The organism is Deltaproteobacteria bacterium, from assembly GCA_019310525.1.
Lineage (GTDB): Bacteria > Desulfobacterota > DSM-4660 > Desulfatiglandales > HGW-15 > JAFDEE01.
Genome location: JAFDEE010000006.1, coordinates 37255 through 49863 on the forward strand (window position 1 = coordinate 37255; position 12609 = coordinate 49863).

Here is a 12609-nt window from a genome sequence, read left to right on the forward strand (position 1 = left end):
GAAGCGGACCTCCTGGACCGGGCCCTCGGGACCCTGGGCATGAGCAAAAAGGATGTCTACATGCGGCCCGATCTCTCAGGGAGCGATTTCGTCTTCGGGTTATTCTCCAGGTGGATGAAAGACCCCCTTTCCGCCCCTGCCGAGGCCCAAGGTTCGGCCCGGGAAATTCTCCGGGCCGCGGACCGACCCAGCCGATTCCTGGCCTCCCTTGCGGCACCCGCTGATCTTGCGCCTGCCATGCCCCGGCCTCCAACAGTGCTCATCCGCTATCCCCTTCCACTCCACCTCCCGGATCCCCTGGACCGGGCTGTCCGCATTCTCCTGGATGCCCTTGGACGGGCCCACGAATGGCTGACTCCCCTGACGGAGAATCTCCACCCCGGCGAGGCCGCGCTCCTCGAGAAATACCTTTATCCCTCCGGTGTCCCCGGGATGGTTGAGGACCAGGACTCCGAAGACCTTTTCCGAATCGAAGAGGCGCGACAAGCCTTGGCGGCCGCCGAGAAGACCGATCGGAAAGCGATTCTCCGTGCCGGCCTGGTTCTCGCCGAGGCCCTGGAAAGGGCTGCGGATCTGCTTCAAAGGGAAGGGGCTCTATTGGCGGATTTTCCATCCCTTTCCTTCATGACCCCGATCGGCAGGGTGGTGATCGGCGGCACGGGGCCGGATATCCACGAGGGAGAGGCGGCCCTGGTCCTGGACCTGGGAGGAGACGACCTTTACCGGGGCCCGGTTGCCTCGGGCCGTGACGGAAAATGCTCGCTGGTCCTGGACCTGCGGGGAAATGATTCCTACATAGGCGGTGACCTTTCCCAGGGGGCGGGACTGCGGGGAATCGGCATCCTCTGGGATATGGGCGGAGACGATCTTTACAGCGCGGGACGGTGCTCCCAGGGAGCAGGCATTTTCGGAATCGGGCTGCTGCTTGACGGCGGCGGTTCGGATACCTACCTCGGAGAAAGTTTCACCCAGGCCGCATCCCTCTGGGGATGGGGAGGGCTTGCCGACCTCGGAGGAGAAGACGTCTACCTGTGCCGTAAGGCCGGACAGGCCTACGCCGAGGTTCTCGGCGTCTCCTGCCTGGCAGATCTTTCCGGAAACGACCGCTACCTGGCAGGCAGAAAAACACCCGACCGAAGGGAACCCGGCATGAACCAAAGCATGGCCCAGGGATTCGCCGTTGGGATGCGGAACCTCACCGGGGGAGGATTCGCCCTCCTGGCCGACGCCACGGGAAACGACCACTACCAATGCCAGTATTTCGGTCAGGGGGCCTCTTACTGGATGGGTGTGGGGGTGCTCTACGATGAACGGGGCAAGGACACCTATGTTGCAAGGCGATATGCCCAAGGGGCCGGGATTCATTATTCCCTTGGCATGCTCCTGGACGCGGATGGAGACGATCACACCGTCTCCTGGGCGGTCTCCCAGGGCTGCGGCCACGACTGCGGGGTGGGCCTCCTCATAAATGAGAGCGGGCAGGACACCTATTTTTCGGACTGGCTGTGCCTCGGGGCCTCTGAGGCCAACGGAATCGGCCTGTTCGTGGATAACGGGGGCGACGACGGATACGACAACAAGAGCGGAATGGGAGTGGGACATCTCACGAAATCAAGGCGGTCGGGAGGGCTTGGAATCTTCCTGGACGCCGGGGGCAAGGACAGGTACTCGTCCCCGGGCGGGAACGGCCGAACCTGGGGCTCTACCCCATGGGGCGTAGGAATCGACGGCGAGCAAAGGGTCTCCTCCAGTCCCCACCTGGCTCTCCCCGAGTCCCCGCCGAAAAAGCCCGAACCTGCGCGACTTGAAAAGGAGGAGGAGAAAGCGCGGCTGCTGAAACAGATGGACAGGGCGCAACAGGCCCCCCTTCCCGAAAAGGTGCAGAGGCTGCTGGCTGTGGCATCACATTGGGGCCATGAAAGAGAACTCCCGGTAGAGGCAAAGGAAGAACTACTCGAACTCCCGGGCCGGGAATCCTCCCCGGTCATGGTGAATCTACTGGATACACCCGACGTATTGAGTCTCCTTTTCATGGACCGCTTTTTCATGGTGCACGCCTTCCAGTCCCTTTCTTTTTTGAGAAAGAAACTGGAATCCGCCGGCCCCTTGCTTGCCTCCAGGATCCTTTTCCAGCTCGGAAGGCTCAGGGATTCCAAAGACGTTGCGAGCTGTTTGTCTTTCTTGGACCATCCTTCCTGGAAGGTGAGGGCGCAAGCCATACGGGCCCTGGGTCAGACCCTGGAGAAAAAACGCCTGAGAGACTTGCTCCCCATGCGGGAGGCCTTTATCAAGGCCCGGACCTGTAAGTCTCCGAAACCCATTGACACCTATCTCCTTAAGAAGGGAAATCCCGCCAAGGCCCTTTCCGTCTTGGCACGGGCCGTGCCCCTGGATTACCGCACTTACAAGCGCTTCGAAAAGGGGCCGGTCACGGGAGAGGGGAAAAAATATTACAGGGATTGTGCCGGCCTCCTCTTCCGTCATTCAGAAAGAGTGATCTCCACCCTTGAAAGCTGGATAGAGAGTATAGAGAATTCCGACCCGATCGGGAAGCGCATCGCCCATTACCTAGGTGACCCGGACCCCGCCATTAGAAAGGCGGCGGTTTACGCCCTGGGACAAATGGAGTACTCCCCCGCCCTTCCCGGGATCATCCATACCTTGTATGACACCGACAGGTGGGTGCGGGATGCGGCTGTCCTCTCACTTGCACGCTTCGGAGACAGTGCAGTCGATCTCCTCGCATCCGCTCTGAAAAAGTCATCTAGACCTTCTTCCCGGATCCTTTTACTCAGGGCCCTAGGAAGGATCAAAGGCCCCAGGGTGGAAGAAGCCATCCGACCCTATCTCGAGGATCCCCACCCAGGGGTGAGACGGGCCGCTGAAAGCGCCTTGGATAAGCAGGGACGTCAATGAAATTTAGATATTCGAAATATGAAATTAGGAATGTCCCGCTTTATCCAAACGTGAACCGGTTCAAGGGCGTTTTATCGGAAATCCGGATCCTGCCGGAGATCGTCAGGCTCCGGGTAGTCGTCGGGGAGACCCCGCTCCGGGTTGAGATGCCCCATCAGACCTTTGATTGGGGCTCCGGAAAGGGCAGGATGTCTTCTTAATCATCAAATTGAGGAGAGTAAAGGTGATTATGAATAAGGACGACCCCTTTTCGCTTTTCACGGTTCAGCAGGTCTCCTTCAAGATATTTCGAATGATTTCAACGCTCTTCATCATGTCTCCAACAGTAATATGCTCCTCTTTTGTGTGTTCCGACCGCACCCCTATCCCCATAACCACCGTTTCTGTTCCCTTTTCATTATAAATAGCGGCATCGGTCCCGGCGCATATGACTTTGGTATTAGGGGCAAGACCTGCACTGACAATCGCCCTTTTGGCAATTGCTACCGATTCAGCGTCTTCCGGAACCTGGTAGCATTTCACCAGGAGTTCCATAGTGATCTCCGCCTTTGCTCCGATAGACTCCGCTGCATTTTGAAATATCCGGCCTATCAATTCACTCCTCCCAAGGCATTTCTCATGCGTTTGACTGCGACACTCAACCTTTACTTCCGTTTTTTCCGGCACCGCATTGAGGACCTCCCCGCCCCGGATGACCCCAACGTTCACTGTTGTCTCATCATCCACCCATCCTTCTTTTATCATGGATATCGCATATGACGCAGCCTTGATGGAAGATATGCCTTTTTCCGGCTCCATTCCCGCATGGGCCGATCTACCGGTGATATCCACTTTGATACTCATGTAAGACGGGCCGCCGATGATAATGTCCTCTAAGCTGTCTGAATCCATCACGAACCCAAAATCCGATTTAAGAAGGGAGGTGTCGATATTCTTGGCCCCTTTGAACCCGATCTCTTCTTCTCTTGACACCGCGATCTCTATTGGAGGGTGACGGTCGACTGTCTTTATCGCCTCTACGAGTTCTGCAATACCTGCCTTGTCATCCGCACCAAGTATAGTATTTCCTCGAGATCTTATGATTTGACCTTCAAGTACGGGTTCAATGCCGATACCAGGTTTGACCGTATCCGCATGAACCCCGAAAAGCACAGATCTATCGGAACTTGAATTCCTGGCAGGCACCTTAGCTATCAAGTTTCCGTAATCATCTATAAAGCATTCGGCTCCCAATTCCTTTGAAAATAAGCCTTTGAGATAACCGATGAAATCCTTCTCATTGCCGGATTCGCTGCTGATCCGAACCATCCTGAAAAAAGTCTCTATTAACTCTTGTTCCATGAATCTTTCCTCACCATATTTCCCGGCTCATCAAAAACCGCCGCCGTCTTGAGTATCAAATCTTTTTCCCCTTCCGGCACCAAGCCCACCTACGGGTCCCTTTATGGACCCCTAAGCAACGGTGAAACCCCCTTTAGTGTCCACAAGCCTTTGCCAGGTCCCGCAGTTCCGGGTGAACCACCTCACCTTCCCTGGTTATGGACTGGCCATCGCAGGTCACGGAACACGCCAGGCTGATCCCATCTATATGGGATGCAGCCTCTCTCGGCTCTCCTCCCGAATACATGGGGCCCTGATAACCGAAACCCCATTCTGTACATCCCCACACCCTTTCATCTTCCGTAGTAGCATACCCAAGTTTCGCCCTTGGGTTGAAACCATAGCAGACATGAGCGGCCAGATACATATCGGGATCATCCAATTTTTCGAACCATTTCTTTACGATCTCGGCTTCTTTACCCCCTCTGATCTCCTGGATTCTTCCATTTTCAACTTCGTAAACAACAGGTTCTGATACAACCCCTATGTCTGCTTCACCGCCGCCCGAAATAGCCCCGTCAAAAACAATGGTTCCATTAATAGTATCCTCCTTCGGTGCCCAGCCGATCTGGCCTATGAGAAAATGCCCCCCTGGTGTATCCGCTATGTGTTCATTTGCAAAAGGACGATCGGGATGGTTTTCAAAAGTGACGTTCGTTCCCGCCGCATTTACGATCTTCATTTCCTTTGCTCGCTTCGTTATCTCAACAACCTTTTCCTGGAATGCAATTTGGGCCTGGATATCCACTTCTCCTATACAGCGGATCAATTGATCAGTAGACAAACCTCCTAGCATAAGGTTTCGTGTACGCCCATTCGTTACCGCCCGTGTCCAAGGGGTCCCATATAGAAGCCACTGGTTGTTCAGTTCGATCCAGGCGTCTGTCGCAGGGCAAGCAGCGAAAAGGGGTTCCGGCAGATAAGGGTCACAGGCCTTGCCGTAGCCCCTGGGAGTAGTGTGCCAGGCCACCATTACCTTTGCTCCCAGGGCCTCGCCCGCCTTGGCCATCTCTTCCGCCACTCTGAAGTCGCTGATGGAATCGATGGTAATTAAAAGGCTTTCCCCCTCTTTGATTCGGATTATCTCCTTAACGGTTTTATAGGCCGCTTTAAACAATTCGAGGTCTTTGCTGGTAGGCATAACTTATCGCCTCCTGTTCCCGGGCCTCTGGGAGGCCTTTCGGCTTGCCGATTATTGTCCCATTCGGGAAATGAGAGAAACCTGCGTCTTCAGGCGAAGACTTCAATTCGTTCATTTCTTTGAGTAGGGTTCAAGGATCCAAGGGTTCAAGTGGCCGAGTGATTATTGAAGAACCGAAATAAGCCGACCTCAATGCATTTCACTTGACTCCTCAGCCCCTCACATAAAACGGGGTTCAAGGAGTCGAGGGGTCCAGGGGTCAAGTGAGAAAAAGGATTTGAGATGAAATGATTTTCACTTGGACCCTTGAACCCTGAACCCTTGGCCCCTAAAGCTATAGGTTTCAGCCGATAGTAGTTTACTTTCCCAAGGGCTTGGCCAACTCGGCAAGTTTAGGGTCGATCACCTTTCCTTCATCCAAAATCTGGCGGCCGTCCAGCCACACTGATGAGTTAAGGCAGATGCCATCACAATGGGTTACCGCCTCACCCGCGTTTCCCTCGAAAAACGGCCCCTGGTAGCCGAAGCCCCACTCGGTACTGCCCCAGATCCGCTCATCCTCGGTGCAGAGGCCCGAAAGCCGCGCGCCTGGATTGAAACCGTAACAGACATGGGCCATATTGTACATGTTGTCATCATTTAAGTTCTTCAGCCAATCGGCCAGGAATTTCGCTTCCTCACCGCCTACAATGTCCACGATACGTCCCTTTTCCACAACCAATTTGATGGGCGTTTTGAGGATACCCAGGTCGGCAGGTCCGCCACCGGAAAAAGAACCATCAAAAACGATCTCGCCGTTGATGGTCTCTTCCAAAGGCGCCCATCCGATCTGGCCCAACAGGAAGTGCGGGCCGGGCGTTGAGGCATGGCATTCATTGGTGACCGCTCGACCTGCGTTTGTAAAGGACACGTCGGTGCCGGCCGGAGTGGTGATGCGCATCTCTTTTGCGGCATGGGTCATTTCCACCACTGCGGTCATAAACTCACGCAAAGCCTTGAGATCAATAGCCCCGATGCAGCGATTGATCATGTCCACGTCGAGCCCTCCCAGGAACAAATAGCGGGTTTTCGTGCCTTCCCGCATGGCCTCCTCCCAGGCGGAATTGTAAAGAAGCCACTGGTTGTTGAGTTCCACCCAGGCATCGGCCCTGAGGATAGCCCCATAAAGGGAGTCCGGAAGGTAGGGGTCTCCCACCTTGCCATAGCCGGGTGGGGTGGAGTGGTATGCGATCATGGTCTTGGCGCCGGCACATTCTCCGGCCCGGGCCATGCCCTCGGCAATACTAAAATCAGCTTTGGAGTCGATGGTTATGAGTAAGGTCTCGCCGGGCTTGACCTCCAAGATATTAAAGATTGTCTTATGACAGGACACGGCCAGCTCAAGCTCTTGACTGCCAATCATTATCTCTCTCCTTTTCTATGACTCATTCAGCTTGTTCATTCAAAAGGTCGGGAAGGCGTCGGCCCCTCTCAACCGGCGGTTACAGGGCCCCTTCTGAATCCTTGTGTCAATCTTTTTGCGTATCGTTCCACGCTGGGGCCGACTCCCTCGGGAAGAAAGACCAGAACCAAAACGAATATCAGTCCGAAGAGTATCCTTTGATAGCGCTCCACCCCGGAGAAGATATCCGGGAGCAGAATCACGATGAGGGTTCCCAGCAGGGGGCCGTAACACAGGCTTCTCCCCCCCAGAAGGGGAATGAAATAGATATAAATCGTGGTGAATACCTCAATGTCCACCGAGGATATGAATCCTGTAAAATTGACGTAGAGGGCACCACCGAAACCGGAGAGCAGTCCCATGATTCCATAAGCCAGCACCTTGTATTTCATGGTGTTGATACCGACAGTCTGGGCCAGATCGTCGTTCTCGGCAATAAGGGTCAGGATTTGTCCCGTTCTGGTGGTCATCAGCCAAAATAGAAATCCCACGATAAGCAAGGTACAAACAACAAGGACCACATAATATGTATTTGGGTCCACTAAGGCCTGAATGCCGTCGAAGTAAAGTCCGTTGCGTCCGCCTGTGATGGGTTTAAGGGCGTCGATCACCTTGGGAAACAGAATGGCCAAAAGAAAAGAAGCCATCCCCACATAAAACCCCTTGGCCCGGCACGTGCTCAGGAAAATCCCCACCCCCACCACGCAGGACATCAACGATCCCATGACCATTGAGAGCAAAATCGGCCAATGGTATATCTCGGTCAGAACGATGGTTCCGTATGCACCCAGCGACATGGTCACCGAATAGCCAAAAAAGGGCTGGCCGGCCTTGTAAAGCAAGAACCAGGCCACATATCCCTGAATCATAAAGAGAAGAACGTGACCAGAAATCTCCTGCAAATAGCCGCCCCACAGCACGAAAAGACTTGGAACCGCCAATACAACCAGGGTCATAATGTGTTTATAGTGCTCTTTCACTGCCCAAAATACCTCTCGGGGACACAATCAGCACAGTGATGACAATGGCATAGAGGAGTACACTTTGCCAGTTGCCGTCCAGGAAGTACCCACTGAAACTCAATACCAGGCCCATCAGCAAGGCGCTCAACATGCCGCCCCAGACATTCCCGATACCTCCCACAACAGCGATGATGAAACCAAGAAAACCCAACTCCCACCCGCTTAACACGTTCAGGTTGTAAAGGGAGCCCCAGAAAATGGCCCCGATACAGGCCAGGGAGCAACCGATGCCATGAGCCACGGCATAAACCCTGTCGGTGTTGACACCCACCAGCTTGGCCAACTTCAGGTTACGGGAGGTGGCTTGCCAGGACTGGCCGGGTTTTGTGTGAATCTCCAAAAGGCGGATGGCGGTAAGGGTACTTAGGGCGAAAACCAGGGCCAACAGCTTTATCACTTCTACTGTCACTCCGCCGACCGTGAAGCTGCCCAGGTAGGGCAATGCAATGGAGATACTGGGGCGGGGAAATATGGCCCTGGTCAGGCCCTCAAAAACAAACCCGAGGGAGATGGTGATGACGAAGAAAAGGATTGCGTCTCCTCCCCTGTTGCTGATGGGAGTCAGAAGAATCTTCTGCAGGAAATAGCCAATGGGGAAGCAGACCCCTACACCCAGGATCAAGGCCAGTCCCAGATTGTAAGATAAAAAATACCAGGTCACAAAACCCCCGAATACGCCGATCAGGCCGATGGCAAAATTGGGAATGCCTGTTATGCCGTAAACCACGGCTACTCCCAATACGGGTAAAGAGAGAATGCCGCCCATTATGATGCCGTTTATTATGCCCGTAAGAATCATGGCTCTCACCTTGAAATCACTGTCCCATGTACAGGTCTTGCAGCGTTCTGTCGTCCAGGTTGGATGATTTTTCTATGAACTTGATCTCTCCGCCTTCCAATCCGATGATCCGATCGGCGATTCGCAATATCTTGATGTTTTGCTCAGCCAGAAAAAGCGCTTTACCGGTCTCATTCCTGATCTGGCTGAGATTACTGAAAAGCCGGGTGACCAGCTTGGGAGCCAGGCCGATGGAGGGTTCGTCGATGAGCAGCAGATTCGCATCGGAAACGATACCGATTCCCACGGCCAGCATCTTCTGCTGCCCTCCACTCAATGTATGGGCGCTTTGGGTACCCCTATCCTTTAGGACCGGGAAAAGAGAATGCACATACTCGATCAACCGGTTGACTCTTTGGGAGCTGACAAGCACGCCACCGACTTCCAGGTTTTTTCTTACCTGCATCATGGGAAAGATGTATCTTTCTTGGGGCACCAGCATGAGTCCCATTCGTCGGCGTTCCCTCACGGACAAGCCGTCGATGCGCCTCCCCAAAAAGGAGATCATCCCTTCCTTGTTTCTCAAGGTGCCGGCTATGGTCTCCAGCAAAGTGGTCTTGCCGGATCCGTTCGGGCCCACAATCCCAATGATTTCATGCTCAAAAACCTCAAAACTGATATTCTTCAAGGCCGTGATCTGGCCGTAGTTGGTTATCAGTCCTGACACTTTGAGTATAGGATCGGACAAAAGCTATTCCTCCTCCGTTTCCAAGTAGCAGGCCAGCACGGCTGGATTGGTTCTGATCTCCTCGGGCGTGCCTTCGGCAATGGGGCATCCTTGATCCAGCACAAATATCTTGTCAGAGGTCCGCATAATGGGTTTCATCTCGTGACCAATCTGGAAGATGGTATACCCTCGATCGCGCAGGTCGAGGACGATATCGCAGACATGATCGGTTTCGGCGGAAAGAAGTCCCCCGATCAACTCATCCAGCAAGATCAACTTGGGGCTGGTAGCCAAGGCCCTCCCCAGATCCACCAGTTTGCTGTCAAGAGGCGGAAGATTGGAAACCAAGGTGTCAGCCTTGTCATCCAATCCCAACAACTCCAACACCTCATGGGTGCGTATCGTTCTCTCTCTTTTGCTGATGGGGTCCTTTAGAAAGCCTGATCTTATATTTTCGAAAACGGTCAGATTGGGAAAGTTATTTCTGAGTTGGTAGGTTTTGGCTATCCCCGCCCGACAGATTTGATGGGGTCGCAGTCTGGTGATATCTTTGCCCAGAAACTTGACAACTCCGGCATCAGCCCGCAACACACCGGTTATGACATTGAACAGGGTCGTCTTTCCGGCTCCGTTGGGCCCGATGAGGCTGCATATAGACCCCTCCTCCACATGAATGCTTACATCGTCCAGCGCTTTGAGTCCGCCGAACGAAATCTCCACATTCGTTACATCCAACATGGGTCCAACGCCTATTCTGCTCTCCGGCTGAAAGGAAATTTACATTGAATTATCCGGCCCGGGAAACCATCCCCAATGCCGGCCCCTTTTTCAGGGGGCCGGCATGTAGGATAGCAACCTTACTTGCCCATGGGGTAAGTCTTCCCCTGCATGAGGCGTTCTTTCCCTTTGATCTGGGCCATCACCTCCTTGATATTCATCTTCGGGGTGGAAAAAATTTTGATCAGCACGGGATGAAGGCCAAAGCCGGGGTCCAGTTCACCAGCACCAGGTTCGAATTTAACGATACCTGCCCTTGCACCCATATTGCTGCCAAAAGGTCCCAGAGGGCCCATAGGACTGATGCAGACGTTCTGGAAGGAAGTTTTAAGCATGGTTTCCATGACCTTTTCACGGTCTTTGGTGCCTGCGGCCTCAAAGGCTCTGATGGCCCAATACACCGCCTGATAGTAGTTGTTTGTGTATGCCTCCGGGTAGGCGTCTTTGCCGTACTCGGCCTTCCACTTCCTCACGAACTCCTTCCACGCTGGACTACCAGGATCATGATCGGCCAGGGTGTAAATGTTCTTGGCGCCTTTCACACCTGTAATCTTGGCACCTCCCATGTTGGAATACGTGGTGCCATAGAGGAAGTACTTCGGCTTGGCTCCGGCGGCAGCCAACTGCTTGGCGGCGCTGAACCAGCCGGCCCCGGAATAGGGACAGAACAAGGCGTCAGGTTTGGCGTCCTTTATGATCTGAACCTCTGTGGAGTAATCCGTCTTGTCCAATGGAGTATACAGTACGGGCACGATCTCAAAAGGCCTTCCGTTCTTCTCCCAGTAATCCTTGAGACCGAGACTGTTGCTGTATCCCCAGTCGTAGTCCCCGCCCAGGAAGGCTACTCTTTTTGCGCCCATCTCATGAAAAAATTTACCTGCAAGCTGTCCGGCGAAAAAACTCGCGTAACCGTAATAAGCGACCCACTTGCTCACCGGTACGTTCCCGGGGGGCATGTACTTGGTTACGCTCAGGTGTCCGCCTACGAAGTAGGGAAGCTTGTACTTGGAAGCGTCCTTGCAGGGCACCCTGATGGTGGTTTCCAGGGCGGCCCCGGCAGCCACATCGGGTTTCCAGATCTGAACCTCTCTCTTAAGTTTTCGTGAAAAAACCGAGGGTTTGGTTTCGATGTCAATGACCTTATACTCGACTTTTGAAAACCCCTTAATCCCTGCTGCATTGATCTCCTTTACCGCCAGCCGCATGGCTCGATCATAAGCCGGTCCGATGTTTCCAGCCGCCCCTGACTGGGACACTGTTCCCAGCAGCCGTATGACCTTGTCGTCGGCCTTTACTGTCGCTGTTGAAAACAAAAAGACCAACAGCAGCAAGCCAGCCAAGGTTACGGTGATCGCTTTCACCTCTTGTTTTCGGAAGAAACCAGGATAATGCATTTCCCCCCCTCCTTTCTTGTGTGTGACAGGTTATGGTCGGCCTGCCAAAAAAGGTTGTGCTTCTTTGTTCCTAAAACTTCCAAAACCAGAGGGGGTGGTAGGCGAATGTTTGAAGGCGTGTTGCCCCCTCAACAGAGTCTGTTGAGTTTGATGAATGGAACGACCGACTGAATCAATTACCGCTATGAAACGCCACGTTCGGGTCTTTGCCCTCCACAAGGAGCCCGAACTGCGGAAGGTTATGCAAGGTCAAACCGGATGCCAGATACCCGGATCAGAGCACATACCGAAGCTGCCAGTGGACTCCTCTTTCGCAAAAAAAGGTCTCAACCGCCAAAAGACCGTCCACTTTCGGGAGTTCCTCAAATATGAATCTCTCATGTGAGAACTCTTGGTTAAAGAACATGACGGCCATGATATCATAGCGCCCGCTGACACCACTCGCCATGACCACACCTTTCATGTTCCCGATCTGCTCAAGAACCTGGCCCACCTTGCTCGGTTCAACCTTGAAGGCCATGAACGCCGAATAATGCCCTGATACTGCCTTAGGGTCCACAAGCCCAATTATCTGCAGTATGCCGGCCTTGATAAGCTTATTGACCCGATTCCGCACGGTATTAGTGGTCATTCCCAGATCCTTGGCGATCTCAGCGTAAGGTTTGCGCCCGTTCCACAGGTGACGGACGATCGCCAGATTGATTTCATCCATATCCATAGCCCTTGGAGTTCTCAATTTCTGATTACTTTTAATTAAAATTTTCATAGATCGTTTTGCATTTGTCAACAAAAAAATATTTTCTTTTAGCAAATACCAAAAAAGTTGAAAAACAAAACAATCTTCTCAAGATGCCTCTCCATGGAATCAATCACTGTATCCCCCGGAAAGATGCACCGTTGAGAATCGCTGTAGTGTCGGTATGAACCTGATTTATGGAAGGGTTGTCCGGGGGCGTTTGGGTTGACAGGTTCAAAAACAAAGGCCCTTCATCCCAGATCTTGAAATCCCTTGAAGGCTATCGTGGTCTTACTT

The 12609-nt window shown here is 53.4% G+C and carries 11 protein-coding genes; 2 read left to right on the forward strand and 9 right to left on the reverse strand.

What is annotated here, in order from left to right:
* Positions 1–39: 39 nt before the first annotated feature.
* A complete protein-coding gene (locus JRF57_01530; GenBank protein ID MBW2302373.1) occupies positions 40–2916 on the forward strand; it encodes a HEAT repeat domain-containing protein in 2877 nt (958 codons plus the stop codon).
* Positions 2913–3116: a hypothetical protein gene (locus JRF57_01535; GenBank protein MBW2302374.1), complete on the forward strand. Its 204-nt coding sequence runs from the start codon at positions 2913–2915 to the stop codon at positions 3114–3116. The genes JRF57_01530 and JRF57_01535 overlap by 4 nt, the downstream gene beginning before the upstream one ends.
* Before the next feature lie 64 nt (positions 3117–3180).
* Here JRF57_01535 and JRF57_01540 read toward each other — a convergent pair whose 3' ends face one another.
* The 9 genes from JRF57_01540 to JRF57_01580 form a co-directional block, all read right to left on the reverse strand.
* Positions 3181–4149 carry a M20/M25/M40 family metallo-hydrolase gene (locus JRF57_01540; protein ID MBW2302375.1) on the reverse strand — a complete coding sequence of 323 codons (969 nt, stop codon included), beginning with the start codon at positions 4147–4149 and terminating at the stop codon, positions 3181–3183.
* A gap of 241 nt (positions 4150–4390) precedes the next feature.
* Positions 4391–5437, reverse strand: a complete 1047-nt coding sequence (locus JRF57_01545; GenBank protein ID MBW2302376.1) for a leucyl aminopeptidase — start codon at positions 5435–5437, stop codon at positions 4391–4393.
* 358 nt (positions 5438–5795) lie between these two features.
* On the reverse strand, positions 5796–6839 hold the full coding sequence (locus tag JRF57_01550; protein MBW2302377.1) for a leucyl aminopeptidase: 1044 nt from the start codon (positions 6837–6839) through the stop codon (positions 5796–5798).
* 68 nt (positions 6840–6907) lie between these two features.
* On the reverse strand, positions 6908–7858 hold the full coding sequence (locus JRF57_01555; protein MBW2302378.1) for a branched-chain amino acid ABC transporter permease: 951 nt from the start codon (positions 7856–7858) through the stop codon (positions 6908–6910).
* A complete protein-coding gene (locus tag JRF57_01560; GenBank protein ID MBW2302379.1) occupies positions 7842–8699 on the reverse strand; it encodes a branched-chain amino acid ABC transporter permease in 858 nt (285 codons plus the stop codon). The genes JRF57_01555 and JRF57_01560 overlap by 17 nt, the downstream gene beginning before the upstream one ends.
* A 16-nt stretch (positions 8700–8715) precedes the next feature.
* Positions 8716–9426, reverse strand: a complete 711-nt coding sequence (locus JRF57_01565) for an ATP-binding cassette domain-containing protein (GenBank protein ID MBW2302380.1) — start codon at positions 9424–9426, stop codon at positions 8716–8718.
* A gap of 3 nt (positions 9427–9429) precedes the next feature.
* Positions 9430–10143, reverse strand: coding sequence for an ABC transporter ATP-binding protein (locus JRF57_01570; GenBank protein MBW2302381.1), 714 nt, complete (start codon positions 10141–10143; stop codon positions 9430–9432).
* A gap of 119 nt (positions 10144–10262) precedes the next feature.
* Positions 10263–11576 (reverse strand): ABC transporter substrate-binding protein, encoded by a 1314-nt coding sequence (locus tag JRF57_01575; protein MBW2302382.1) that lies wholly within the window; start codon positions 11574–11576, stop codon positions 10263–10265.
* A 274-nt stretch (positions 11577–11850) separates the two neighbouring features.
* A complete protein-coding gene (locus tag JRF57_01580; protein MBW2302383.1) occupies positions 11851–12288 on the reverse strand; it encodes an Lrp/AsnC family transcriptional regulator in 438 nt (145 codons plus the stop codon).
* Positions 12289–12609 lie beyond the last annotated feature (321 nt).